The following is a 26,047-nucleotide window of genomic DNA, read 5'->3' as shown; positions in this document are numbered from 1 at the left end:
AAAACGGAATGTATTTTTAAGCTTAAGTCTCAATAGTGGAAAAGTCGGGTAGAATTTAAACACACTTTATAAAATACTGCCTACGTTCGTATCGCGGCGTTAAACCAAAATTGATTGAAACTTTAGTAAAATAGACTCGTCAATGATATCGATATCGCTCAGGTAAACTTTACAAGCACACTTACTAGTGTAGTTTTTGGGGGTAATGTTTGAGTTTATTTCGTAGGTCTTACAAGCAAATTCTACCTAAAGGTAGGCGAGCGCATTTGAAAAAGCGATTTTATGCTGCTGGAATGTTTGTATTTGTCGTGCTATCTCTCTCCAGCGGATTAGGCTACCGTTTTTATAATCAACCAAAACTAGATGTGGGTAAAATCGCCCCGCAAACGCTCACTGCACCTAGTTCTGCTCATGTTGAAGATGTAAAAACGACAGAGGAAAGACGTAGGGAGACGCGTAGTGGTACTTTGGCGGTATGGGTTGTCGATCCAGAAATTAATCAGCAAATTCACTCTTATCTCCAGCAATTACTGGCAACAGGCGCCCTAATTCGCGATAAGTTGGGCAATTTTCCCTTAACCAAGACTACAGTATTATCCACAGCGACGCAAATTTACCTGCGACAAGCACCAGAATCCCAATGGCAGACAGTATTGCAAACCTTAGAGAAAAATAGAAATCTAAATGGCTTAAATTTATCCCAACAGTTAGCAGTCAAGCAACTGCGAACTTACCGTAAGTATAACTCCTCTCAAGCTTTCTCTCAACTATTAAAAGCGCTCATCCAAGCTCGTCAGCGTTATAATATTGCCCTAAGTAGTCTTAGGGAAAATGCGCTCGCTCAACCAAAAACCCTTTACGATGTAACTTTGTTGAACCTGTCTGATGCAGATTGGCAAAAAACTCAAATCCAAGTACGTCAAACTTTAGACCGAATATTAGCACAGGGGATTCATCCTGAAGTATCCAAGGATAACCTGAATTATGCCATCGAGATGCAGGTAAGTGCTTCTGTCCCTAAAACAGCACAACCTTTAGCAAGGCAATTGCTATTAAAGGTGATCGTTCCCAATTTAATTAAAGACATTGAGCAAACGAAGCTAATTGCAGAACAAGCAGCACAAGCAGTAGAACCGACGATAGTCGCGATTCAAAAAGGTGAAGTTATTGTTAAGGCTGAAGACAAAATTACTCACGCTAATTTTGTACTATTAGACCACTTTAACTTGAGTCAACGCGGCATCGATTGGCTGCATTTGATTCGTTTTAGTGGGATGGTGGGATTGGCAGTGGCTTTTTTCAGGCTGGTAGAAAAACGGTTTTCGTCCAAATTACGAAGTAGCGATTATATCTTGATTCTGCTCCTTACCCTTAGTGCGCCGTTGCTAATAGTCTTGACCAAATCATTTACAGGTTTAGCAGCCATCGGTTTGCTCGTTGGTAGCTTCTACGGCGCCTCAATTGGGGGTACTGTGATGGGGTTACTGGCGATATTACTCTCAATCGGAACGGAACTTAGCTGGCATGATTTAATACCTAGTGCAGCTGGCGGAATTGTTGGCGGATTGATGGCAGGACAATGGCGATTCCCCGGTAGAGAAGCACTGCGAACGCGAGAGGAATTAGCTAGCTTGGGAATCTTAATTGGGTTGACGCAGGGAGTTGTTTATTTGTTGGTAAACACTGCGCTCGCTCCCCTTTGGTATAATGTCTTGGGTATAGCAGTTCTCAAAAGTTTGGCAGGATTGATTTGGAGTATTTTAGGACTAGGGTTAAGCCCCTACTTAGAAGCTTTATTTGATTTGGTGACACCAATTCGTCTGGCTGAATTGTCTAATCCCAACCGACCTTTATTAAAACGCCTAGCTCATGAGGCTCCTGGAACTTTCCAGCACACACTGTTTGTCGCAACTCTGGCAGAAGCTGCGGCACGGGCATTACATTGTAATGTGGAACTGGTGCGGGCTGGGACATTATATCATGACATTGGTAAAATGCATGACCCTTTGGGATTTATTGAAAATCAAATCGGAAGCCCCAATAAACACGATGCTATTAATGACCCCTGGAAAAGTGCCGAAATTATCAAAAAACATGTGAGTGAAGGGTTGGTAATGGCTCGTCAGTATAAGCTGCCTACTGCAATTCAAGCGTTTATTCCCGAACACCAGGGAACCATATTGATTGCGTATTTCTACCATCAAGCACAGCAGCAAAAAGAACAAAATTCTCAACAAATCTTGTATGAATCAGATTTTCGTTATGATGGCCCCATTCCCCAGTCCAAAGAAACGGGAATTGTCATGCTGGCTGATGCGTGCGAAGCAGCGTTACGTTCGCAAAAAGATATAACCCCAGAAGCAGCCCTGGCAATGGTAAATAAAATCCTGAAAGCACGTTGGCAGGATAATCAGTTAGTTGATTCAGGGCTAAAACGGGCAGAAATGTCTCAAATTGCTCATATTTTTGTTCAAGTTTGGCAGCAATTTCATCACCAACGCATCGCCTATCCTAAACTCTAGATTTAGCTGAGGTTATTAGCAGGCTACAATGTATCTCAAATGAGAAGTAAACGTTATATACAAGAATCGCATCAACTAATGATAAATCCTTAGTCTCGTTGCCAAATTCAAGACTTCGACCAGAAAAGTTTAGGATCAGGCGCCGAACCTCAGTGGGTGGATAAGCTAAAGCAACAAGGCGCCAAAAGCCAAACCGCGAATTGGTAACATCAACGGTGCAACAATCATAGCTCCAATAATCACCGCAGTGCTATTACTGAGTAAACCAAAGCTAGCAATAGCACAAGAGCCAATGATTAAAATTATGTAAGTTGGGTCTGGGTTGGAATCGTCGAGCAATTCTGTTTGTAGCTTTTGTATCTGGATTGGGTCTAATCGATGTCATTTAAAGTTTTTGAAGCGGTTACGAATAGCTACTAACAAAGCTTACTCCTTAATTTCTGACTCGATATTAGCTTTGACATCTAATTAGATTTCTATTTTTGGAATTAAGTCATCTATCAATGTAAATAAATATTAATATTATAATTTCTACCATTTGGAGGATAATTAAAGTAAAATAGGCGTTTCTCTTGTTACTTCTTCAACTTGACTAACCTCAAATATCAAAGTAAAAGGCTGACCCATTTCTTCTTGTACAAACTTTTCTAATAAGCCAACTAGTTTGGGAGTCACGGGTACTCTTGTCCGCACAATCAACCGAACTATTGGTGGGTTAGCTAACCAGTTGGTGTTGATTTTGAGCAATTCCAAACGCTGAAAAGTAATAGTTTTAGTCAGCAGTGCGTTTTTAAGACTGCTTTCTATATTTGTTTGTTTAACTAATTGGGCAAAGCTAACACTTAGAGGCAACAGCAAAATAGCCGTGAGCAATAATGTCCAAAAAAGCGCGGCGCCTGCTCGCTGTATGCGAGAATAACCTATGATTACAAACGTCAGCATACAGGCAAGAGTAATACCTAATAAGTTGGTAAAGTAAAGTAGAGCTGCTCCCTGACTAAGCGACCAATTGGAAGAAGCTAAACCCAAACCCATAACACAAATAGGTGGCATTAACGCAACGGCGATCGCAGTACCCACCAGACTACCAGAAATTTTGGGTTGTACCTTGGCATAACCGCTTATGCTACCTGCCGTCACTGCAATCCCTAAATCTAGTAAGGTGGGTTTAGAGCGGGATAACACTTCAGTGTCAAAAATCGAAATTCCGACTAGTAGCTCTAAAGCATAAGCTAACCCAATTGATAGTAGAGTTCCGAATACAATAGCTATTAGTCCTCTGCGAAAAAGTATGATATTACCTGTAAGGGCGCCTAGGGCAAGTCCCCTAATTGGCAGCATTAGAGGGGCAATAATCATTGCTCCAATAATAACGGCAGTACTATTAGTAATTAAGCCAAGGGTTGCGATAATACAAGAACCAACAGTCAAAATTAGGTAAGCTGGTGAAAGTGTAGACTCGTTTAACAATTCGGTCTGTAACTGCTCTAACTGAGTTGCGTCAACCTCTGAGTGGTTGAAATTTTTAATGAAATCACTAACACTGCCAATCATTTATCAGTTCCAACATTATGACTTTAGTCTCAACTTGTTAATTATGACTGTTTTGTTCTCATATCTGCCACAAGCAGAATAATATGATTAAACTTAGCCTATAACTTTCGGGGGAGTTCTAAAATGGCGATTGAATCGGCAATTCGAGAAGTTGTGATTGAAGACAATCTTAAGCAATTTCTTCTAGTACTTTTGGTTTCTCTGAGTGTAGCAACGCTACCACAGATATTCAGCTGGTTTCGTCGCATCCCCTATACGCTGCTACTAGTTATTGTTGGGTTAATGTTAGCACTGGTAGATGTGCGATTAATGAAGCTTTCTCCCGGCTTAATTTTATTAATTATTTTGCCGCCTTTATTATTTGAAGCTGCTTGGAACTTTAAATAGACAGAATTAAAGCAAGATTTATTGCCAATTTGTTTGTATGCCATTGGTGGGGTAATAATTTCTATTGCTGGAGTAGCGATTAGTTTAAATCAAATAGCGGGACTTTCTCTGACAACTGCTTTACTAATTGGAGCTTGCCTTTCTGCTACCGACCCTGTTTCTGTGACTGCATTATTTCGGGAATTGGGAATTGAAAAAAGGCTTTCGGTTTTGATGGAAGGTGAGAGGGGAGCATCCAGTTTTGGCAGAAACACCAAAACCTTCGGCGCCAAGATATAAACACTTTAACTCTAAACATGGTTAAGTACAGTACTAACTACAAATACTACAAATTTAGTACAATACTCCTTCAATCTCTACTTAGTTAATTAATAATTCTTCTCAATATCCCTCAAAATATTAACTAAAAAATAATACTAACAAAAACTACATCCAACAAAAGCGGAGGTTACTGCATGACATTATCACTATCTTATTAATTGCTGCTCTAAAACCTGCACGAAGCCAATTAAAATTTGAACTATTGTCCAGCCAATTAAGCAAATAGTTGCTGATTTGCGAGTACTAATATCCAAGCCTTGACGGACTGCAACAATTACCGCCGGCGCCATTAGTAAGTTTCTGAAGTGAGCTATCTGGACGTACAAGCGCGTGCATACGTTCGTCATAAATTTCAATATCAGGCATAATTAAATAAATTTCTCCTCTATCAAAATGTTGTACAGGTTAACGTCAGCTTCCACCAAACAAGAATGACCGCTATGAGGTAAAGTGATTAAATGAGAATTTGTAAAAATAGATGTCAAGCGTTGCGCCTCTGCAACTGAAGGTAAAAGTCGGTCTTTAGTACTTGCAATTAGCAACACGGGCTGGGTGATTTGAGATAGTTTTTTTTCGTCCACATCAAACTCTCTTATTAAAGATAGACGCTGATTCGCAGTTTTTTTCGGTGCCGAACGAGTTGAATTTAGTAATGCTTGTCTAGCAGCTTTTGAAAGTTTATTTAAATGAGCCAGGAAAGGTAAAGCTGCAAATGATGAGATTTTATAAAAAAAGTAGGTGTAAAAGGAAATAAAAGTGAGCCGAACTTGAGCCAAGGTACCCGATTAAACGAAGATGCAGAATTAATTAAAATAACCTTTGTAAAATAATCGGGGTGTCTTTCTAAAACTTTCAGTGCTAAACAACAACCAAATGATTCACCACAAAGGTAAATATCTGAACCTGGTGCTTTTTCTAGTTCTCTCTCAGTTAAAGATGCCACTTCAAAAGTCATTTTGTCCCAGTCAGTTAGATTATTGGGTGGAATAACAAAACAACGAACATCAAAAACAGTTTCCAAACCCGCTGTTTGAAGACACATTAGTTCCTTTCCCGTCTCATCCATTCCTGGCAGAAATATAAATAGTGGATGGGATGGATTGCCTGGTCGAGGAGTTAAAAAATAACAATTACTGCTTTTAGAATTCATTTTTTAGTTATTATGTGCTTTGAGGTTTTGATAGTGCCTGTAGTTCTTCCCAACTGTAGTGTCTTAGTAATTCGATAGGTTTATTATTGGCGCCTAAATTTAATCCACTTGGTTCATAGCCAATTTTTAGTTGTTAATCGCAAAGCAACGTAAGTAAAAATGAAACTTAAAAAGATTATGCTCTCCGACAACAAAAACACAATAAACCCGAATATTGCTTTACCGTGATGGTCATGAGCTATGCCACCACCAGTTGGTAAAAACCGTTTCAGCTTTTTTGGCAGGCGCCGATGCAACCGTTCAAAACTAGTAAAATAGCAGTTAACTCTGTTTGCAAATTAAATGGACATTCATTTATTATTTTTTTAATATAATAAGTGCAATTTTTAACGCACTCGGACAGTTAAAAATCGCACTATGCAGCTACTTATCTGACTAATTTACTCCTCGCAGTTTACGAGTATTATCAACCAAACTTTGAGCAAATTGGTCAAATCTTTGAGAAAGTTTTTCGTCTACAAGTTTACCTTCTGGGCTAAAGGCTTTCCAAACTTGCCCAATTCCTATTTGCTCAGGTATAACCCATGCATGTACCCAACGCATAATTACCCGTAAGTCGTTAAGTGCGTTACTGTTGGGCTGTCCACCTAAAACGCTAATTAATCCTGTTACTTTACCAGACAACTGGTCAAAGCTCATTAAATCAAGTGCATTCTTCAAGACTCCGCTAACACTACCGTGATATTCTGGTGTCGCTAAAACCAGCCCATCAGCATTTTTGACGGCATTTTGTAATTTCTCAACATCAGGATATTCTGAATAATCGTCTCCACCATTACAAAATGGCAACTGCATCTGTCTTAAGTCTAATATTTCTACCTCAGCGCCGAGCGCTTGAAGTCTCTGTGCAGCTACTTCTAAAGCTAACTGCGAGTAAGAGTCTGTTCTAAGGCTGCCTGCAATACCTACTATTTTCACCATAATCTACCGTCACTCACTAAACATCTTTTAAAACTTCAGTTCTTACTTAATATCGCTTAATTTCTGAATTAAACGAACTCGTAATGATTATGAGTTTATTGTAGCGAGTAAACATACAGTTGTCAAATGGGCTTAAGAGTAGGCGCCGAGTCACACAGAGTGCAGTATAAAATTTAATTAAGGTGAGGTGAAAGGCGCCTTTTGGATATGGTGTTTGATAGAGTCAAGGTCTATGTAGCGGTCGGCAACGTTAATTAAGCTATCACTGGTCATGGAACGTAAACTTACAACCTCTACTCGGACACCTTGAAAACTAATGGCATTTGCTGCATAAGCAAGGTCTCCGTCACCACTAACCAAAACAGCTGTATCGTAGTGTCCAGCTAAAGTTATCATGTCAACTGCAATTTCTACGTCTAGGTTAGCTTTTTTAGAGCCATCTGCAAGCTGGATTAAATCTTTGGTAATTACACGATAGCCATTTCGACGCATCCACAACAAAAAACCCTGTTGCTTTTCATTGGTACGGTCTACTCCTGTATAAAAGAATGCACGTAGTAGCTGTGATTTTTCAATTAAAAGAGAAAGTAGTTTAGTGTAATCGACTTCAATACCAAGTTGTAATGCTGCATAAAAGAGGTTTGACCCATCGAGAAAAATCGCAACACGACCACGATTTATATTATTGAAGATACTGACATCGCTTTTGTCTTCGGGTGTAGCAACAGTTTCTTCGTGCGTACTAGGGAAAATAAGATTTTGTAATTCATAAGGCATTTCTGACCTTAGCGATTGTTCTTGATTCATTTTTATGATATGATTATTATTAGTAAAGTTCATATATACTACTAAATTAATTCGTTTTTTGGCGTTTTTTAAATTGTAAAACAATAATCCATACCGGAATATTAATCCGGTAGGAAAAAAATAAATATTTAAGAAACTTAGCAATAAATCGTTACATCCTCACCAGACTCTGCGAGATAAGTTAAGGCTTTAAAGCGAAGTTCAACTAATTGTTCGTAGAAAGGATTTAGTTTACAAAGAGGGGGGATATGAAAAATGGTACGTTTGAAGAGTGTAATATTTCGTTCAAACGGACAACTGGCAGGTATAAGTTGGCAGAGTGTATGTGCTTTTTTATAGTTGTTGACTTTGATTGATTCCAGCCATTGACGAATTGGTAGTAGGATTATCTGTACGATAGGATTTACGAGAATATTCATTTGGGTAATAGGTAGAGTGTTTAGAATAGGTGATTTGTTGCTTTTTCAAGCTGGTAGCAATAATTTTTCAATTAGAACACGTTCTGTATTTGATTTGCTGTCCATCAATACGTTTTTTACATCTTCATTTACTAATAGTTGTCCTTGAGATGCACTAAAATCTTTACCGGGAATAAATCCTGCTTTTAATAATTTTTGAATTGTTAACCCAGTCACTGCTTCTAGTAAATAGTCACAAGCTTTTAAGTGTGAAAAATTTTCTATAGTCCAATGAAAAGTAGCTATATCTATTTCAGATAATTCAAGTATTGCAGCCGTAAAAACATTAACTGTATAATTACTTCCCAATAGTGCGATAAATGCCTTTTCACAACTTTCAACCCGTGTCTTATTTTGCGTTTTTAAAGCATTAATCGTTTTTGTAAGACTGAAATTAAATAACTCTGAATCATTTGTCGTATACATAATTTCACCACCTAATTTTATAATGTATATTTATTTACATCAATACTAGCGCCTAGCTAACTCTTACTTGCTTCTGACGTTATAACTCAAATATGCAGAAGTTGTGGAGATACAAATAAATTTACATAACTTAACATTTCATCTATCCTAGGACAGATGAAATTTGGGTAGCTAGCTTCATAGCCTTAAACGGTTTGGTAATAACTGCTCGCACTCCAAGTTCAGCAAATCGTCGTTGGTCTGCGGGCTGTACCTTAGCTGTTAATAAAATTACTGGTATAGACTGCGTTGCAGGATTCGCTTGCAATGCATTAAAGGTAGCAATGCCATCCATATCGGGCATCATTACATCTAGTAAAATAACATCGGGCTGTTCTGCGCTAGCCTTTTCTAATCCTTCACTTCCAGAAGCAGCTGTCGAAACTTCCCAACCACCTACTGCTTTGAGAGCAAGTTCAGCAACTGCTCGAATATCAAATTCGTCATCAATGATTAAAATGCGTTTCATTATTTTCATTACCTCGAATCATACGGTTGAGCAAAATAATTACTCGCTGCTCGAATTCCTGTGGAGAAATGCGTCCTTTGGTAAGGTATATGGTTTGTCCTAATTTTAATCGTTGCCGCTCGCTTTCGTTTAAGTCTTGGGCTGTATATACAACTAAAGGCACACGGCATAAACTATTATGTTGCCGTAACCAATCGACTACAGCAAAACCATCATATTCTGGTAATCCTAGGTCAAGCACTAGTAAATCAGGAATTATGTGCTGACTGACTTGAAGTGCTTCTCTTCCTGTGGGTGCATGATAGGTTTCGATTCCGTGACGGTTGAACATGGCAATTAGTACCTGCGCTAAATCTTGGTCGTCTTCTATAATCAAAACTTTGATACTTTGATTATTTTTAGCTAACGCTTTTTCTAATGCTTGGCACAATAATCTTAAATTTGGTGGCTTTACAATCCAGTCGCTGACACCAGGGGGTAAACTTTGGTTGGGAAGTAAACCACTAAGAATTATAATTGGGATATTTTGCGTATCTGTCCGCTGTTTGAGTAGTGCTAAAGTTTCCCATCCATCCATACCGGGCATCATTAGGTTAAGAAGTATTACGGCAGGATGTTGTTGAATTGCCATTTCTACAGCTTCTAATCCTGATGCGGCTGTTAACACGCGATAACCTTGCCGTTGTAGCATGGTTTGAACGACTGCTCGAATATCGCTGTCATCGTCACACTGTAATATTAATGGGGCGCCTGCTTCTTCTATATTTACATCACAATGAGCTTCTGGCAGCAGTGGTAGGGTAAAAAAGAAAGTACTACCAACACCTAATGTACTAGATGCCCAAATTTGCCCACCGTGATGTTGTAAAATACTGCGACAAATAGCTAAACCTAATCCAGTTCCTCCTTTTTGACGCGAGTCAGAAGCATCGACTTGCTGAAAGCGTTCAAATATCGATTCGAGTTTATCAGCAGGTATACCTCTTCCTTGGTCTTGCACCTTGAAAAGAATGTGGGGAGATAAAGTATTTAGTTGCGAATCTTTAATTTCTGCACTTAAACAAACTGTGGCGCCTTTGGGAGAAAATTTAATAGCGTTGCTAAGTAAATTTGTAAAAACTTGAATAATACGGTCACTATCTGCCCAAATATTCGCTTTGAGGGGAGAAACAGATAAAACTACCGACTCTTGAAGAGCCATTTCTTCTACAACTTCTGCTGATTGCGTCATTAAATCGGCAGTATTACAGATTTGTTTGGTCATTTGAATTTTACCAGACTCAATCCGTTCAATATCAAGGATGTCGTTGATTAAACGCACTAGTCTATCTGTATTATTAGCGGCAATATTTAACATCCGCTTTTGCTCTTCGGGTTGAGTTTGTAGAATACCACTTGCGAGTAAATCTAAGGCGCCTGATATTGAAGTTAATGGAGTTCGTAACTCGTGACTAACGACCGAGACAAATTCATCTTTAAGACGTTCGACTTCTCGACGGTCACTAATATCCTTCATAAAACAGTAGTGCCCAATAAATTGTTGTTGCGGGTTGTAAGCTGTGAGCATCATTACCTGCTTGTCAAAAACCGAGTTATCTTTCCGCACACCCTTGACCTCAATTTCGACTTTCCCGTTAGTTAACATATACTGGTAAGCAGCAATCATTCTTTCTTGGTCATCAGGATGGATGGTATGCTGCCATTCCATACCGATTAATTCCTCTGGTTGATAACCAAGCATACTGGCATAGGCTGGATTAACTTTTATATATCGAGCAGAAGTGTCTAACTGAGAAATACCTTCTACTGCACTTTCGAGAGCAGCACTCATCGTCCGTAGTTCTTCTTGAGAACGAATTAATTCTTGACGCTGTATAATTTCTTGTTCTAATAGTTGAGCTTGAGACAAAGCAATGCCTATTTGGTCTGCCAAATGCTTTAATAATGTTAGCTCAAACTCAGTCCACTGACGTGGCGCCGAGCATTGGTGAGCAATTAATAAGCCCCAAAGCTTTTCCCTAACAAAAATGGGTACTACTAAGTTTGCTTTAACACTAAATTGCTTGAGAAATTCGACGTAACAAGGTAAAATACTACCATTATCAACATCGGTGACGGCGGTAATTTCTCCTTTGCGATATTTCTCTAGATATATCCGTTCAAAACAAGGGTCAAAAATATCCTGACCAAGGGTGACTGGCCAACCTGAAACTACCGACTCTTGAACAACTCTCCCCGAACCATCTGAATTCAGCTTAAAGATTAATACCCGGTCTGCTTGAAGAATTCTTTGCACCTCAGTAACGGTAGTTTGAAGAATTTCTTCAATTTGTAAAGAAGTGCGAATTTTCAGCGTTACTTCTGCAAATAGTCGCGACCGCAAATTTTGGCGCCGTAATTCCTCTTCTGTCTGTTTAATATTAGTAATATCTTGATTAACGGCAATGGCGCCATGTATATTGTTTTCAGCATCCAAAATTGGCAAGGCTGAATTGAGTACGGTTTTATAGCTACCATCGAAACATTGAATTTTAATAACTTCATTAATTGAAGTTTCCCCATGTATAACTGCCCTATAAAGTGCCCATTCTTCTGGTTCTATCTCTTTACCTGTTGATTCCCACCAGCCTTTATACTCACAATATTGCTCTATACCAATATACTTGGCGCCTGCCCAAATTTGCTCTCCTGCGGGGTTCACTCGCAAGATTTGACCGTTTTTATCAACAATCCAAACACCTACAGGTAATATTTCTAACACAGTCCGTAGCAATTGCTCATTTTCCAAAAGCGCTGATTCTGCCTGTTTACGCTCGCTAATATCACTACCAATACCTAAAAAGCCTGTAATATTATTTTCACTATCACGTAAAGCAGTTACTGACAACAACACAGGAAAGTGAGAACCGTCTTTGCGAATGTAAGACCATTCACGCTCGTCTATATCTCCACGACGTGCCTTAGCAACAAAAACCTCAAAACCTGGTTCAATTGTAGTAGATAATTCCTGCGATAATTCTTGCGAGCGCTGTAAAATTTCCGAAGAGTTGTGAATAATTGCAGGAGTAGTTTTGCCAATTACGTCAGCAGCAGTATATCCCAAGCAATTTTCTGCTGCTGCATTAAAAGTCCGAATCGTACCGTCTACAGTTGTGGAAATAATTGTATAGTTTGCACTATCTAAAATTGCCTTCTGTAGTGTTGTAATTTCTTGTAGTGCTAACTCTGTTCGTTGACGTTCGTCAATTTGTGCTTGTAATGCTTGATTTGCCGTCGCTAAATCTAAAGTTCGTTCTCTAACTCGAATTTCTAATTCGTCGTGCGTTCGACGTAAAGCTTCCTCTACTTTTTGACGTTCAATAATTTGCTGTTGCAACTCTTGATTTGCTGCTTTTAATTGTGCAGGACTCGGCAACACTAAAGCTTGAGGTATTAAACATACCATAATTATTGCTGTATACGCTGAAATCAATGCTGTAATTGCTTTGATTGTCCCTGATAACCAGTAAATTGGATACCAAAGCGTCCAAATTTCCATGAAATGGGTAGTTCCACAAGCAACGATAAAAGCTGCAAATAGTAGAAAAACCCAGTTAAAAGGTAAATCGTCACGCTTTTTAACAAAATAAAACAACGTTATAGGTATGGAATAATATGCTAAACCAATCAGTGCATCAGAAATGACATGTAGTGATACCAATCCAGGTTTCCATAAATAACAATGTCCGTGGGGAATAAAGTAGCTTGTAGTAAAAAAGTTATGTAAAAATTCTGACATATGACCTCCCCAGATAGTAGAAACCGGGTTTCTAATTATTTAACAATCGATTTTGTGCTACTGCTTTCGACTGTTCGAGAGCTTCATTAGCGACTCGGTATAAAGTATCAATATCGGCGCCATCTTCAGGATACTGGACAATGCCAACGTTAAAATTAACACAAAATTGTTTGTTACAGGAGACGTTACATGTAACGTCTCTACATGATGTGGCAAGATTTTTAATGACTTCAGACAGGCGCCTAGTACCCTCAACTTTAGTCATACCACACATTCCAATAATAAATTCGGTACCACCCCAACGACCGACTACATCCTCGTAATGAAAATTTAACCTTAAAATTCGACCTAAGCGAGATAAAACAGCATCTCCCACAGCATAACCATACTGCTGATTAATTTGCTTAAATTTATCTACCTCTACAATCGCAAAACAAAACTGTTGATTATAATTAGTACTCCACTCTATACAGCGATTTAATTCCTGAATAGACTTGGGGCGATTAGCAATACCAGTTAAAACATCGGTTTCTGCTAAACTCTTTAGTAAGCGAGTTCTCTCTAAACGATTGAGAATACGTGTTACTAATTCTACTTTCACAATTGGCTTTATTATATAATCGTCGGCGCCTGCTGCAAATACATCTTGCCTTGTTTTGGTATCATTATGTGCCGTTAAAAACAGAATTGGGACTGCACTATAACGAGTGTCACTACGTACAACTTGGCATAATTCGATACCATTAATTTCAGGCATTTCCACATCTAAAATTAATAAATCGGGATTTACGACCGTCATTACCTCCCAAAAATGAGAAGGATTATCGAGGGTATAAACTTTTAAACCCCAAGGTGTAAGCAAAGTTTGCAGAGCAGTTAATATTTGTGGGTCATCATCAACAACCATTACCTTTGCTTCTGGGGAAGGAGTATTCTTTAATACTTGAGTAACAGCTTCTAGTACTTGGGTTACTGACATAGGTTTTTGCAAAACTCCACGTCCACCGAGACGCGCAATTTTAACACGGTCAATCAAACTATCTTGTGCGGTAGTTACAATAACTGATAATGGAGGAGTGCGACTAGTTAATTCCACCAGTAACCCAAGAGCTTTTTCTGCGGTATCACCACAAGAAAGGTCAAGCAATACAATATCAGGACACATATCTACAATCAGCTTTTTAGCTGTAATAACATCGGGAGTAACTTGTACATTGATACCCCAGCTAGAAGCTATAGCAATTAAACTACTTGTAAATTCCGCGTCTTCATCGACAATCAGTAGTAAAGGACTTTTATTTAAAGTTTCGTTTGAAAACATTTCAGGAATTTGTTCACCATTCATGCTTTGCAGACAGTCACGCAAGGTACCAACTAATTCGGAAAAGTGAATTATTTGGGGAGCATCCAGTGTTTTGCCATCGGCAAATAAAGATTCTATTTTACTAGCGACATAAGAACCTTTATCGGAACCAAACATTCCTAGGGAACCAACCAGTTTGTGAGCTTCTTGCTTTACATTTAATAGCACTTCGTCACCCAGCAATTTATTCTGTAATAAAGTAGTCAATGCTTCTTCAATTACAGTAATACGCTGACTAAGAGTTTCTGCTACCTGCTCCCATACTTGGGAGACACCAGTCCTAATTTGACTTTGTTCTGCATATGAAGGGGTTTGAGTTGCTAATTTTGGGTTTTTTTGCTTTTCGACTTCTTTGTGTTTCCGTGTTCCTGCTTTCGTGAGTTCTTCCTTCTCAACAGTTTTAAGACGATAGCCAATACCGTATACTGTCTCTATTACATCACTCTTGACTCCCGCAGCTTTAAGTTTTTGACGTAATCCCTTAATATGTGAGCGCACGGTATCATCAGAAGGAGGTTCTTCAAATGACCATAAATGCTGAATCAACATTCCACAGCTAAATACTCGCTGTGTATTGCGAAGAAAAAGCTCAAGTAAACTATATTCCTTGGGTGTTAAATGTAAAAGTTGACCATCGCTCATTACTTGGCAAGTGCTGGGGTCAAGTTGTAAGTTCTGCCATACAAGCATTGGTGGCAAGGTAGAACCACCTCGACGCAGTAAAGCACGTATCCGAGCTAATAATTCTTGAAAATCAAAAGGTTTAGCTAAATAATCATCGGCGCCTGCATCCAAACCCATAACTTTAGTAGTACTATTGTCTTGGGCAGTTAATAAAAGAATTGGGGTTTTGTTACCAATAGAGCGTAATCTTCGACAGAGACTAATTCCATCAAGCTTGGGTAACATGACATCGAGCAATATCAAATCATAGCTAAAGCAGTCCATCAGTTCCCAAGCAGCTTCACCATCTGTTGCGAAATCAACAGTATAATGCTGGTCATTCAAAATTTTGACCAACCTTCCCACAATTAAATCATCATCTTCAACTACGATAATTCTCATAGTCAATTGTTATATGAATTACATATTATTTAATAATCACGACTATTAAATTTGTTATTTAATTCTGGTCTAATTAGCGATAATCAAACCCTTTTTAATTTTAGCCAAGTAAATACATCTTCAACACACAGTGCAAGATTTATACCTGGTAATACTGACAAAATATCCGTCTCGCTTAACATGCTTGGTAAATTATCTAGTACTAAAATACTGCATAATTATCGGTTCTTTGGCATCAGGAAGTTTGAGAAATTCTTCCAGAGTAGTTATTGAAGTTAAAATCGTCATAGTAAATTTTTGATGTATACATTTATTATTGTAGGTATTGAATCACGTAAATACATTAACATTTATTTACATTAGGGAAGTGCATGAAACGGCGCCTAACATCATTCTTATTACGATTAACAGCAAGCGTGCTGGTACTATTAAATTTACATGCCTGTACACAAGCACCTATTGTAGAGAATGTACAAAATGCAACAGTACAAGCACCAGTTTTAGTACGTGCAAAGGCGCCTCCAGCAATACGCCAAGCAAATAATCTATTTACATGGCGTAATGTTAATATTCAAGGAATGGGTTATGTTACAGGTTTAGTAATTAGCCCAAGTTCGCCTTATGATGTATATGTTCGTACAGATGTAGGTGGCGCCTATCGTTTCGACCGTAAGAATAAAACATGGTTTCCTTTAATGGACATGTTTGACACTAATTTCGCTGGTGGTGGAATTGGAGTAGAAAGTATTACTGTTGATGGATTGACAAATCGTGTTTATGCTGCTGTAAATGGGAATAATTCAACTTTTACAGAAAAAGATAAACTCAAATATAAATATTCAGGTGAAATATTAGTATCTAACAATAGAGGTAATACATGGCAACCAACAGGTTTAGGAAAACATGATGTTTTCGTCGGGCCAAATAATGCATACCGTTCAGATACAGGTGAGAGAATAGCAGTTGACCCAAATAAACCAGAATTGATTTACTTTGCTTCACGACGCAATGGTTTGTGGAGAAAAGACGGGAATGCAGAATGGAAGAAGGTTACAGGGTTGCCAGAAGCTAGTAGTTTACCAGAATATCAAAAAGATGGTAAAGATAATAAAGATATACCTGGTTTTACATTTGTTGTATTCGATAAAGCCAAAAATATATATGTAGGTGTTCATGGTAGTGGAGTTTGGCGCAGTAGTGATGGTGGTAATTCATGGCAAAATATTAGTAATGAAGGCGCCAAAAATCCGGTACGTGCAGTAGTTGGTAATGATGGAACATTATATGTAGCGTTTGGGACTTGGGGTGGTAACGGTCAGAATACATCGGGAAGTATCCGTAAGTATAGTAACGGTAATTGGACATCTATCACACCTGATGGGGAAGGAAGAGTATATTCAGCTATTACCGTACACCCAAATCAACCCAACACAATAATGGCTGTTGCCGACAAGTTTGTTTATATGTCCACCAATGGTGGACAAACTTGGGATAAGCAAACTATGTATATGGGTGCCTATGATGCAAACAATCCTTCATATAAAATTAATCCTACTGCACCAGGGTACTATCAATTTTATGCTTCAACAGGCGCCGCATCAATTACATTTGACCCCAGTAATGCAAAAAAAGTGTGGTGGACAAACGGTTGGGGAGTTGCAAGCAGTGATGATGTGACAGTAAAAACTCCTGTTTATCAATGGTTGATGAATAATTTGGAAGAATTAGACTTAAATATGGTGCGAGTACCACCCAAACCGAAAGCACAAGGTGGTGCAGATTTATTAAGCGCTACACAAGATAAAATAGGGTTTCGGCATGTAAGTCGCTATGAAGTACCAACAAAAGCTATCAGTCCCCAAAATATAGCTATTAATCCTAGTTATAAATGGGCAAACCCTGACTGGAAAGTATATCCCGTTCCTTTTCCTCACGTAGCAGGCGCCACAGGAATGGATTTTTCGTATAATAATCCTGACCATGCAGCATTTGTAGGTTTTCATCAATGGCAAGGGTTTTGGGGAATACATGGTGTAACTAGTGATAACGGTAGAACTTGGAGAGCATTTGAGTCTATCCCTACAGAAGAACTTTGGAAAAGTGATAAGTCAGGAAAAGAGAAAGTTTATGCAATAGGTGGACAAATAGCTATGTCCCCAACGAACCCAAAAAATATGGTATGGGCGCCAGCTTGGGGAACTTGGACGCACTATACTAACGATGGTGGAAAAACTTGGCGCCTTGCACGTAATCTAGATTATAATCCCCCACCTCAACCGTTTGATGAGAAGAATAACGACCATTTACATTATCAAGCTTTACCAAAGTCTTGGTCGAATAGTATTAGTCCGTGGTTGAGTTCATATATTTTGGCAGCAGATAGAAAAGACCCTCAAGGTAAAACTTTCTATTATTATGATGTTAGTGGGTTTTATTATAGTAATGATGGTGGCGCCAGTTGGAGTAAGAGCAAAGCAAATAATTTACCTGGTTGGTTGATTCGTCCTGCTATTATAAGTAACCCGACAAAACAGGGTGATGTGTGGATGAGTTTCGCGCGTAACCCTGAAGATGTAAATGGTAATTCGTTGTATCGTTCTACTGATGGTGGAAAGTCTTTTAGTAAAGTTACGTCAGTCAAAACCTGTGAATTTGTGACTTTCGGTAAAGGTAAATCTAATAAAGTTCCGTATATTTACATATTCGGTCGTGTTGGTAATGCTTCCTTAGACGCGATATACAAATCTGAAGATATGGGCAAGTCTTGGAGTCGTATTAGTGACCCTGATGTTTTACAGTTTCCTGGAATTACTTATATAGAGGGTGATATGCGTACACCAAACTTGGTATATGTAGCTTTGACAGGACGGGGGATTATGGTGGGTGAAAGTTGGCAACGGATGTAACGGATGTAACGGATAGTTGATTATATACAAGAGGATGTTTTACAAGTAAGAGAAAGTATAAATTGTCATTCTTGTCTTGTGGAGCGGGCATCCTTGCCCGCCCATTATCACAACTGGTGTAATATTGCTAGATACATTTGATTTCTTTTGTCTGACTGTGTATGGTGTTTTCGTGTCAGTACCCACTGTTGCCATAATTGATGACGTTTATCGACCAGCAAATTTGTCAGAGTTGGCAAATTCTCTGTAAAGTCTTTACCAAACACATCTATTAACCAGTCTTCCAAAACATCGCTGTTGTAAATTTCTCCTAATATATTTTGGACATTCTTAACTTCGGTAAGATGCTCTGCGTAATTTGATCCGTAAAATTCGGTAAATAATTCCATTTGAGAGCGTAGACGTTTAGCTTGTTTGCGTAAACTGTGGAGAACTTCATAGTTAGAATCTAAACTTTGCTCAATCTGTAATTTAGTCATTCCTCTCAGATAACTTCTTAATAAAGTAGTCGAAGTCATAACTCTATTATTAGGTATTAGTAAATACAAATTTACTTATATGTTTGTATAATATCATAATACATGGAGTAATATAAAATAATTTGTAAACGTAAGGACTATAAATTTTATGACGGTCGTACAAGAACAAAGATACTTTTCACCTGAAGAATACTTAGAACTCGAAGTTAATTCTCAAGAGCGCCATGAATATATTAATGGTACAATAATTACGATGACAGGCGGAACACCAAATCATAACCAGATTGCTCTTAACCTAAGCGGTGCTATGAACTCGCTTTTGAAGCGTCATCACCGTGTCTTTATGACAGACTAAAGATTATGGATACCTAAAAAGGAAATTCATACTTATCCTGACGTAATGGTAATGGTAGTTAGAAAGCCTTTAGAGCTTCAAGAAGGGCGTAGAGATACGGTTATTAATCCACTAATCATTGCTGAAGTATTATCAAAATCTACAAAAAGTAACGATAAAGATGAGAAATTTACTGCTTATCGGACAATCGAAAGTTTTGAAGAGTATCTTTTAATTGACCAGTATACAATACATGTTGAGCAATATTATAAAACTGATAATAATAAATGGATATTTTCCGAATACGACGATGAGAATGCAACGATTTCGTTAACTTCTGTCAAATTTGAAATTACTGTCGCGGATATTTACGATAACGTTGAGTTTGAATCAGAAAAATGGGCAGCAGAATGATAACGGGTAATGAATATGTTAAAATTGATTATCTGGAAAAGCGTAACACCCAAATTTTAGTTCAATAAGTCTCGCATTGAGAAAACTATGCAAGTTCAACTAAAACAAATTGTTGTTCCTGTCGGTCAGCAACTTATAATGACTGATGTCAATTGGCAAATGTATGAACAATTGCTAGAAGAGTTAGGTGAAAAACGGGGTTCACGCATTAATTACAGTGGTGGAGTCTTAGAAATTATGGTGCCTTTACCCGAACATGAAGATGATAAAGTCATAATTGCCGACTTGGTAAAGGTACTTCTTGAAGAACTTGAAATTGAATTTAGAAACTTAGGGTCAACAACCTTTAAAAGTCAAGCTATGAAGCAAGGTATAGAAGCTGATGACTGTTTCTATATCGAAAATGAAATAGCAGTTAGGGGAAAGAAGCGCATAGATTTAAGTGTAGACCCTCCACCAGATTTAGCACTTGAAATTGATATTACTTCCCGAACTCGGTTTGATAACTATAAAGTGTTAGGTGTAAAAGAATTATGGCGATTTAACGGAACGCAATTAGAAATTAATGTACTGCAATCTGGTGAATATGTCCAGGTGAATGAAAGCCCTAATTTTCCTAATTTTCCCTTAAGTGAATTAATTCCACAATATCTAGAGCGCAGTAAAATCGAGGGGAGAAATAAAACAATGAGAGCTTTTCGTACTTGGGTAAAGACAAAAATTTAAGAAAGATAATTAAAATATTTAAAATATTATTGTTTAGCTGCTTTTTCTTTGCGTTCGCTGTGGCGGTCGGTAAGATGATCGACTTTATCGCGTAAGAGTACGGTAAACTTATATAGTTCTTCCATAACATCAATAACTCGGTCGCGTAATGGTGAGTCTTTCATTGTGCCGTCTTCGTTAAATTGTTCGTATGCTTTAGGTACCGAAGACTGGTTAGGAATTGTAAACATTCGCATCCAGCGTCCTAGAATCCGCAATGTGTTTACTGCGTTGAATGACTGAGAACCACCACTGACTTGCATTACTGCTAACGTTTTACCTTGAGTTGGACGAATTGAACCGATGTTAAGGGGAATCCAATCAATTTGATTTTTCAGAATTCCCGAAACATTACCGTGCAATTCTGGTGATGACCACACTTGCCCTTCTGACCACATACTTAGTTCGAGCAATTCTTGGACTTTGGGATGCGTATCGGGGACACTTCTATGAATTGGTAATTCTCTTGGGTCGAAAAATCGAACTTCGGCGCCGTATCCTTCAATAATTCGTGCTGCTTCTTCTGCTAAAAGACGACTATAGGAACGTTCGCGTAATGAGCCATACAAAAATAAAATTCTTGGTTTGTGGTTAAACGTTGTCATCATTAAAATACTTAAAAATAATAAAATACTTGTACGGTGTGTGATGCCACGTAAAAATTGTAACGTATCAATAATACTTATGGCATCACGCGCCGAAGTACCAATTATGACTCAAAATTGTTTCTGCTTACGCAATACTTCTGCAATAGTCAAATCTAATTGAGGTTTACCCGCATATACTGTTCCTATTTTGCCAGTATTTAGCTGAACATAACCGATACGATATGCTTCATCTGGTAATGGCACATAACCTAAAGAACTTACAACCGAAGGCGCCTTTTGTAAGTAATAGTTAACAAATTGGTACGCTTGCCCTTTATTTTTAGTGTACTCAGGATTAATGTAAATAAATAACGGTCTAGATAAAGGCTGATATGTATTGTTCTCTACTGTTTTCGTTTCAGGTAATACAGCACCTTTACCGTTATTTACAGCTACAAGTCTTAACTTATCTTTATGTTCTTGATAATACGCATATCCAAAATATCCTAAAGCATCCGGGTCTTTACTGACACCGTTTGCAATCACATCGTCATCTTCGCTAGCTGTATAATCAGTACGACTAGCTTTAGCTTTTCCAACTGTTGCTTCAGTAAAGTAGTCAAAGGTACCAGAGTCTTTACCAGCACCGAATAATTTGATGGGTCGGTCGGGCCAAGACGCACGGATTTGTGACCACTTAGTAATTTTACCTTGGGCGCCAGGTTCCCATAACTTCTTCAATTCATCTACAGTAATATCTTTTGCCCAGGTATTCTGAGGATGAACAACTACCGAAAGAGCATCAAAAGCAACAGGAATCTCAATATAAGCAACATTATTTTTTCTACAAGCTTCCATCTCTTCGGTAGTTATCGGTCGAGAAGCATTGCTGATATCTATTTCTCCTGCACAAAATTTCTTAAACCCACCACTCGTACCAGAAAAGTTAACCTGAACTTGCACTTTATTTTTTTGATTCGCAGCATATTCTTTACCAATCGCTGCTGTTATCGGATATACCGTACTTGAGCCATCTATTTTAATTGTGGTAAGAGTATCAGAATTACTTACTTGAGTTAAATTCGGCGCCGTTCCTGTCTGAGCAGACTGGTCAGACGTAGAGGTACAACTCGCCAACGCCAACATTCCCGCAATCAAAGTCAAATTCTTCACGACGACGTTCATTTACTTCACTCCTAGAGAGTAGTACCAAAAGTATACACATATTATTTCAAATAAACTTGATGCATAATTATGGATAATAGCAAAAAAACATAAAACTTATCAAAAAAAATTGATGTTTAGTCGATAGCGACTAATGAATGTGTATTTTGCTACTTAAATATATAAGTGGATACAAAACTTATCAATTTTTTTTGAAATAATGGACAATAATGCATCAAAAAAAGTTGATTAGTATGTATACTAGGTAATTGTTCTTGCTTTATTTTCACGTTAAAAAATAAAGTTGCAGCGATTTAATTATTCATTAACTGTTTGTTAACCAATAGTTAATTATTTGGGAGAATTCATGGCGGTAAGAGTTGGAATTAATGGATTTGGTAGAATTGGGCGCCTTTCGTTGCGAGCAGCTTGGGGTTGGTCGGATATTGAGTTTGTGCATATTAATGAAATTAAAGGTGGAGCTGAGACAGCCGCTCACTTGTTGAAATTTGACTCAGTTCATGGACGCTGGGGACAAGAAGTGGTAGCCAAAGAAGATAAAATTCTTATAGATGGTAAGGCATTGACTTTTAGTGAGTTTAGTAAGCCTGGTGATGTAGACTGGGCAAGTTTGGGAGTAGATATTGTTTTAGAGTCTTCTGGCAAGTTCCGAACACCTGATACTTTGGCGCCTTATTTTGAGAGAGGAGCTAAGAAAGTGATTGTTGCGGCGCCAGTGAAGGAGGAAGCTTTAAATATAGTCATGGGGGTAAATGACTATCTTTACGAACCTGAGAAACATCATTTATTGACGGCGGCATCTTGTACTACAAATTGTTTGGCGCCTGTAGTTAAGGTAATTCATGAAGGTATAGGCATTAAGCACGGGTTAATTACTACAGTGCATGACCATACCAACACCCAAACTATAGTAGATGCACCTCATAAAGATTTGCGACGAGCTAGAGCTACAAATATGTCGTTGATTCCAACTACAACGGGTTCAGCAACAGCAATTGGTTTGATATATCCCGAACTTAACGGTAAGCTCAACGGACTTGCTGTGCGTGTACCTTTACTTAATGCATCATTAACAGATTGTGTATTTGAAGTGGCAAGACCCACTACGAAAGAAGAAGTTAACAGTTTACTTAAAGGCGCCGCGAATGGTGAACTTAAGGGTATTCTCGGATATGAAGAATTACCACTAGTCTCAATCGATTATAAAGATGACCCTCGCTCATCGATAATTGATGCGCTTTCCACGATGGTAGTAGACCAAACTCAAGTCAAAATTTTAGCTTGGTATGACAACGAATGGGGCTATGCAAATCGCATGGTTGAACTCGCACGCAAAGTAGCTCTTACTCTTTAACACTCAGCACTCAGCACTCAGCACTCAGCACTCAGCACTCATCACTCATGACAAACACTAATTTAAGAAACTATATCTTAGTAACGCTTACATATTGGGGCTTCACAATAACTGATGGCGCCTTGCGAATGTTGGTGTTACTTTATTTTAACCAGATAGGTTACAGCCCAATTCAAATTGCCTCGCTGTTTCTGTTTTACGAAATTTTTGGTATTGTCACCAACTTTTTAGGTGGGTGGATTGGTTCACAATTCGGACTAAAATTAACGCTTTACTCTGGAATAGGGCTACAAATATTTTCTTTAGTAATGTTGTCTGGGTTAAATCGTGGTTGGCCTGAATGGGTAGCAGTACTATTTGTGATGGTTGCACAGGCATTTTCTGGAATAGCCAAAGACCTGACTAAAATGAGTACAAAAAGTGCCATACGCTTAGTTGTACCCCAAGATGCTCAATCTGCACTGTTTAAATGGGTAGCAATACTTACTGGTTCTAAAAACGCTCTTAAAGGTATTGGTTTCTTTGTTGGTAGTGTACTGCTGTCTGTATTTGGCTTCGTGAATGCTCTATGGATAATGGCAGCAGGGCTATTTATAATAATTTTTACAGGTTTAATGCTTCCGAAAGGAATGGGAAAAATCAAGAAAAAAGTCAAATTTTCCCAACTCTTTTCTAAAAGCCAGGAAATCAATATTCTTTCAGCTGCGAGATTCTTTCTGTTTGGTTCCAGGGATGTTTGGTTTGTAGTAGGTCTGCCAGTATTTTTACGCACTGTATTGGGTTGGACATTTTACCAAGTCGGAGGTTTCTTGGCTATTTGGGTAATTGCTTATGGTATTGTGCAATCATCTGCCCCAACCTTGCTAAAACGTTTTGGTTCCGGTCGTCCTCCTACTGCATCAACTATTCAATTTTGGACCTTTACCTTAACCGCAGTACCAGCGCTTATTGCCATTGGTTTACAAGCAGGTATTGAGCCTAACACCGTAATTATTGCTGGACTACTTTTATTTGGTTTAGTATTTGCCTTCAACTCCGCAGTCCATTCTTACTTGGTATTAGCATTTACCGATGATGATAAAGTCGCGTTGAATGTAGGCTTTTATTACATGGCGAACTCAGCCGGAAGGTTAGCTGGTACAGTATTATCAGGAGCAATTTATCAAGCTTTTGGATTAGTGGGGTGTTTGTGGACATCAATGGCGTTTATTTTAGCAGCCGGATTAGTATCGTTGAAATTACCTAATCCTCAACCAAGTAAGAATATTGCATGGAAGGCAGGTGAAGGTGATTAATTAAAGGGTTTTACCCATTTTACAATACCTATATATATGTCAAAAGCAAGCAACAAAGAAACCTTAACGTTGGCCTTAGCTCTGCTTATCACTGGCGGGCTAGCAGCAGGTGGTATATGGTACTTCCAAGGTAATTTATCTAATCAGAGCATAGAAAAAACTGACGATAATCAAAATCGTCAACTCCAAAATTCTACAAATCAAATTATTGGAACGTCGAGCTTAGACACCAGTTTGCCAAGCCCCAGTGTGTTGACTATTGATGGTAGTGTAACAATGGTCGCTGCGATTAAACAGTTACAAATAGCTTTTTCATTAATAAATCCATCTTTGTCTACAACTTATGGTGTACCCGATGGTAAGCCGAATGGAACTAATGCGGGGATCAAAAATCTAATTGATGGTAAAGTTTTGATGGCTGCTTCTTCCCGGCGCCTGAAACCAAAAGAAATTCAAGCAGGTATTGTGGGAATTCCAATTGCAAAAGACGCTTTAGCTGTAACAATAGGTATCAACAATCCCTACCAAGGGGGATTGACAATGGCGCAATTAAAAGGAATATTCCAAGGAAAAATTACAAACTGGTCGGAAGTGGGGGGACTCAACGCACCAATTAAAGTAATTAACCGTTCTCGCGATAGCGGTACTCACACCTTCTTTCAAGATGTAGTTCTTTTAGGAGAAGAGTTTCCTCCAGATGGGGCAAACTTTAAAACGCTTGAACGAGATGAAACCACACCAATATTGCGAGCATTAGGGAAAGATGGCATAAGTTATAGTACCGTAACCCAAATTGAAAACCAAAAAACCGTTCGCATCGTTCCTATCGATGGAATATCTCCCACAGATCAAACCGCTATTCAAAACGCATCTTATCCAATTAGTCGAGTAGTTTACCTAGCAGTACCACAAAAAACCAATCCAGCAACAAAACAATTTATAGACTTCACCTTATCTACTCAAGGACAACAAATAATCAAAAGAGCAGGTTTTATTCCTATTCAATAGCGCCACGCACCAAACAACATCGAAAAAATATAAAAGTTAAACTCAATGCAACAAACAATTCAGCCAATTGCAGAAAATTTATGGTGGGTAATCCCAAACACATTAGCAGGTGTTCGTAAACCAACCTTAGAAGAATTAAGCGAACTGAAAGCTGCGGGAATTAGTGCAATTGTTTCAGTCATGAATTACCCGGCAAACTTAGATTTATACGAGCAGTTCAGTATCCCTCATCTTTGGCTACCCATTGATGTAGGTAGCTCACCAAGTCGAGAACAGGTTCAGGAATTACAACAATTTGCTAACATCCAAAATTCTCTAGGTCATGCTGTAGCAGTTCATTGTACAGGTGGAGTACATCGCACACCTACTAAAAAACCTGATAAAAACTGGTAATAACTTA

21 protein-coding genes and 4 pseudogenes are annotated in these 26,047 nt (G+C 38.4%); 9 read left to right on the top strand and 16 right to left on the bottom strand.

What is annotated here, in order from left to right:
• Positions 1-266: 266 nt before the first annotated feature.
• The gene (locus DSM106972_RS23240) at positions 267-2,522 is read left to right on the top strand and encodes an HD family phosphohydrolase (protein WP_233787297.1); all 2,256 of its coding nucleotides are present in this window, start codon (positions 267-269) and stop codon (positions 2,520-2,522) included.
• Positions 2,523-2,696: 174 nt separating this feature from the next.
• On the opposite strand, the pseudogene DSM106972_RS23235 reads toward DSM106972_RS23240, so the two are convergent.
• A pseudogene (locus DSM106972_RS23235) lies at positions 2,697-2,888 on the bottom strand (TIGR00341 family protein); the annotation flags it as partial.
• A 183-nt stretch (positions 2,889-3,071) separates the two neighbouring features.
• Positions 3,072-4,076, bottom strand: coding sequence for a DUF389 domain-containing protein (locus DSM106972_RS23230; protein WP_127082937.1), 1,005 nt, complete (start codon positions 4,074-4,076; stop codon positions 3,072-3,074).
• Positions 4,077-4,199: 123 nt separating this feature from the next.
• On the opposite strand from DSM106972_RS23230, the pseudogene DSM106972_RS23225 reads away from it, so the two are divergent.
• Positions 4,200-4,688, top strand: a pseudogene (locus DSM106972_RS23225) (cation:proton antiporter domain-containing protein); the annotation flags it as partial.
• Between the two features lie 242 nt (positions 4,689-4,930).
• Here the strand turns inward: DSM106972_RS23225 and DSM106972_RS51510 are convergent.
• The 11 genes and pseudogenes from DSM106972_RS51510 to DSM106972_RS23180 form a co-directional block, all read right to left on the bottom strand.
• A complete protein-coding gene (locus DSM106972_RS51510) occupies positions 4,931-5,131 on the bottom strand; it encodes a hypothetical protein (RefSeq protein WP_158632866.1) in 201 nt (66 codons plus the stop codon).
• A gap of 21 nt (positions 5,132-5,152) precedes the next feature.
• Positions 5,153-5,365: an alpha/beta fold hydrolase gene (locus tag DSM106972_RS55405; protein ID WP_325052204.1), complete on the bottom strand. Its 213-nt coding sequence runs from the start codon at positions 5,363-5,365 to the stop codon at positions 5,153-5,155.
• 101 nt (positions 5,366-5,466) lie between these two features.
• Complete coding sequence (locus DSM106972_RS55400) at positions 5,467-5,934, bottom strand: alpha/beta hydrolase (protein ID WP_325052203.1); 468 nt, start codon at positions 5,932-5,934, stop codon at positions 5,467-5,469.
• A 116-nt stretch (positions 5,935-6,050) separates the two neighbouring features.
• Positions 6,051-6,176 (bottom strand): annotated as a pseudogene (locus DSM106972_RS53705) (cytochrome c oxidase subunit 3); the annotation flags it as partial.
• 193 nt (positions 6,177-6,369) lie between these two features.
• Entirely contained in the window at positions 6,370-6,915 is a 546-nt protein-coding gene (locus tag DSM106972_RS23210) for an NADPH-dependent FMN reductase (RefSeq protein WP_127082936.1), read from the bottom strand.
• Positions 6,916-7,092: 177 nt separating this feature from the next.
• Entirely contained in the window at positions 7,093-7,722 is a 630-nt protein-coding gene (locus tag DSM106972_RS23205) for a LabA-like NYN domain-containing protein (RefSeq protein WP_411675327.1), read from the bottom strand.
• A gap of 137 nt (positions 7,723-7,859) precedes the next feature.
• Complete coding sequence (locus DSM106972_RS23200) at positions 7,860-8,141, bottom strand: Mo-dependent nitrogenase C-terminal domain-containing protein (RefSeq protein WP_127082934.1); 282 nt, start codon at positions 8,139-8,141, stop codon at positions 7,860-7,862.
• Between the two features lie 45 nt (positions 8,142-8,186).
• Positions 8,187-8,606 carry a hypothetical protein gene (locus DSM106972_RS23195; RefSeq protein WP_127082933.1) on the bottom strand — a complete coding sequence of 140 codons (420 nt, stop codon included), beginning with the start codon at positions 8,604-8,606 and terminating at the stop codon, positions 8,187-8,189.
• A 142-nt stretch (positions 8,607-8,748) separates the two neighbouring features.
• Positions 8,749-9,114, bottom strand: a complete 366-nt coding sequence (locus DSM106972_RS23190; RefSeq protein WP_127082932.1) for a response regulator — start codon at positions 9,112-9,114, stop codon at positions 8,749-8,751.
• Positions 9,092-12,892 (bottom strand): PAS domain S-box protein, encoded by a 3,801-nt coding sequence (locus DSM106972_RS23185; RefSeq protein ID WP_127082931.1) that lies wholly within the window; start codon positions 12,890-12,892, stop codon positions 9,092-9,094. The genes DSM106972_RS23190 and DSM106972_RS23185 overlap by 23 nt, the downstream gene beginning before the upstream one ends.
• A 31-nt stretch (positions 12,893-12,923) precedes the next feature.
• Positions 12,924-15,320: a response regulator gene (locus tag DSM106972_RS23180; RefSeq protein WP_127082930.1), complete on the bottom strand. Its 2,397-nt coding sequence runs from the start codon at positions 15,318-15,320 to the stop codon at positions 12,924-12,926.
• Between the two features lie 371 nt (positions 15,321-15,691).
• Between DSM106972_RS23180 and DSM106972_RS23175 the strand changes: the two genes are divergently transcribed.
• The gene (locus tag DSM106972_RS23175) at positions 15,692-18,226 is read left to right on the top strand and encodes a WD40/YVTN/BNR-like repeat-containing protein (RefSeq protein ID WP_127082929.1); all 2,535 of its coding nucleotides are present in this window, start codon (positions 15,692-15,694) and stop codon (positions 18,224-18,226) included.
• A 107-nt stretch (positions 18,227-18,333) separates the two neighbouring features.
• Here the strand turns inward: DSM106972_RS23175 and DSM106972_RS23170 are convergent, their stop codons facing one another.
• Complete coding sequence (locus DSM106972_RS23170; RefSeq protein ID WP_233787908.1) at positions 18,334-18,705, bottom strand: CHAD domain-containing protein; 372 nt, start codon at positions 18,703-18,705, stop codon at positions 18,334-18,336.
• 148 nt (positions 18,706-18,853) lie between these two features.
• Here DSM106972_RS23170 and DSM106972_RS23165 point away from each other — a divergent pair.
• Positions 18,854-19,453: pseudogene (locus DSM106972_RS23165) on the top strand (Uma2 family endonuclease).
• An 87-nt stretch (positions 19,454-19,540) separates the two neighbouring features.
• Positions 19,541-20,179, top strand: a complete 639-nt coding sequence (locus DSM106972_RS23160; RefSeq protein WP_127082927.1) for a Uma2 family endonuclease — start codon at positions 19,541-19,543, stop codon at positions 20,177-20,179.
• 26 nt (positions 20,180-20,205) lie between these two features.
• On the opposite strand, the gene arsH is transcribed toward DSM106972_RS23160, so the two are convergent.
• Positions 20,206-20,823 carry an arsenical resistance protein ArsH gene (gene arsH, locus DSM106972_RS23155; protein ID WP_127083054.1) on the bottom strand — a complete coding sequence of 206 codons (618 nt, stop codon included), beginning with the start codon at positions 20,821-20,823 and terminating at the stop codon, positions 20,206-20,208.
• A 111-nt stretch (positions 20,824-20,934) separates the two neighbouring features.
• Positions 20,935-21,990: a PstS family phosphate ABC transporter substrate-binding protein gene (locus DSM106972_RS23150; protein WP_127082926.1), complete on the bottom strand. Its 1,056-nt coding sequence runs from the start codon at positions 21,988-21,990 to the stop codon at positions 20,935-20,937.
• A gap of 346 nt (positions 21,991-22,336) precedes the next feature.
• On the opposite strand from DSM106972_RS23150, the gene DSM106972_RS23145 reads away from it, so the two are divergent.
• Genes DSM106972_RS23145 through DSM106972_RS23130 form a run of 4 tightly spaced genes read left to right on the top strand, consistent with a single transcriptional unit; the run spans position 22,337 to position 26,040 of the window.
• Positions 22,337-23,344, top strand: a complete 1,008-nt coding sequence (locus DSM106972_RS23145; protein ID WP_127082925.1) for an ArsJ-associated glyceraldehyde-3-phosphate dehydrogenase — start codon at positions 22,337-22,339, stop codon at positions 23,342-23,344.
• 47 nt (positions 23,345-23,391) lie between these two features.
• Entirely contained in the window at positions 23,392-24,639 is a 1,248-nt protein-coding gene (gene arsJ, locus DSM106972_RS23140; RefSeq protein WP_127082924.1) for an organoarsenical effux MFS transporter ArsJ, read from the top strand.
• Positions 24,640-24,675: 36 nt separating this feature from the next.
• A complete protein-coding gene (locus DSM106972_RS23135; RefSeq protein ID WP_127082923.1) occupies positions 24,676-25,647 on the top strand; it encodes a phosphate ABC transporter substrate-binding protein in 972 nt (323 codons plus the stop codon).
• A 45-nt stretch (positions 25,648-25,692) separates the two neighbouring features.
• Positions 25,693-26,040 carry a phosphatase domain-containing putative toxin gene (locus DSM106972_RS23130; RefSeq protein ID WP_186538598.1) on the top strand — a complete coding sequence of 116 codons (348 nt, stop codon included), beginning with the start codon at positions 25,693-25,695 and terminating at the stop codon, positions 26,038-26,040.
• The last annotated feature ends 7 nt before the right edge of the window (positions 26,041-26,047 follow it).

This window comes from Dulcicalothrix desertica PCC 7102 (genome assembly GCF_003991905.1).
In the GTDB taxonomy this organism is placed as follows: domain Bacteria; phylum Cyanobacteriota; class Cyanobacteriia; order Cyanobacteriales; family Nostocaceae; genus Dulcicalothrix; species Dulcicalothrix desertica.
The sequence above is the reverse complement of the archived record's forward strand: the minus strand, read 5'-3'. Positions and strand labels throughout refer to the sequence as shown.

Coding starts and splice junctions, on each gene's coding strand:
- DSM106972_RS23230 (WP_127082937.1), bottom strand. CDS start 4,076: ATGATTGGCAGTGTTAGTGATTTCATTAAAAATTTCAACCACTCAGAG.
- DSM106972_RS51510 (WP_158632866.1), bottom strand. CDS start 5,131: ATGACGAACGTATGCACGCGCTTGTACGTCCAGATAGCTCACTTCAGA.
- DSM106972_RS55400 (WP_325052203.1), bottom strand. CDS start 5,934: ATGAATTCTAAAAGCAGTAATTGTTATTTTTTAACTCCTCGACCAGGC.
- DSM106972_RS23210 (WP_127082936.1), bottom strand. CDS start 6,915: ATGGTGAAAATAGTAGGTATTGCAGGCAGCCTTAGAACAGACTCTTAC.
- DSM106972_RS23205 (WP_411675327.1), bottom strand. CDS start 7,722: ATGAATCAAGAACAATCGCTAAGGTCAGAAATGCCTTATGAATTACAA.
- DSM106972_RS23200 (WP_127082934.1), bottom strand. CDS start 8,141: ATGAATATTCTCGTAAATCCTATCGTACAGATAATCCTACTACCAATT.
- DSM106972_RS23195 (WP_127082933.1), bottom strand. CDS start 8,606: ATGTATACGACAAATGATTCAGAGTTATTTAATTTCAGTCTTACAAAA.
- DSM106972_RS23190 (WP_127082932.1), bottom strand. CDS start 9,114: ATGAAACGCATTTTAATCATTGATGACGAATTTGATATTCGAGCAGTT.
- DSM106972_RS23185 (WP_127082931.1), bottom strand. CDS start 12,892: ATGTCAGAATTTTTACATAACTTTTTTACTACAAGCTACTTTATTCCC.
- DSM106972_RS23180 (WP_127082930.1), bottom strand. CDS start 15,320: ATGAGAATTATCGTAGTTGAAGATGATGATTTAATTGTGGGAAGGTTG.
- DSM106972_RS23175 (WP_127082929.1), top strand. CDS start 15,692: ATGAAACGGCGCCTAACATCATTCTTATTACGATTAACAGCAAGCGTG.
- DSM106972_RS23170 (WP_233787908.1), bottom strand. CDS start 18,705: ATGACTAAATTACAGATTGAGCAAAGTTTAGATTCTAACTATGAAGTT.
- DSM106972_RS23160 (WP_127082927.1), top strand. CDS start 19,541: ATGCAAGTTCAACTAAAACAAATTGTTGTTCCTGTCGGTCAGCAACTT.
- arsH (WP_127083054.1), bottom strand. CDS start 20,823: ATGACAACGTTTAACCACAAACCAAGAATTTTATTTTTGTATGGCTCA.
- DSM106972_RS23150 (WP_127082926.1), bottom strand. CDS start 21,990: ATGAACGTCGTCGTGAAGAATTTGACTTTGATTGCGGGAATGTTGGCG.
- DSM106972_RS23145 (WP_127082925.1), top strand. CDS start 22,337: ATGGCGGTAAGAGTTGGAATTAATGGATTTGGTAGAATTGGGCGCCTT.
- arsJ (WP_127082924.1), top strand. CDS start 23,392: ATGACAAACACTAATTTAAGAAACTATATCTTAGTAACGCTTACATAT.
- DSM106972_RS23135 (WP_127082923.1), top strand. CDS start 24,676: ATGTCAAAAGCAAGCAACAAAGAAACCTTAACGTTGGCCTTAGCTCTG.
- DSM106972_RS23130 (WP_186538598.1), top strand. CDS start 25,693: ATGCAACAAACAATTCAGCCAATTGCAGAAAATTTATGGTGGGTAATC.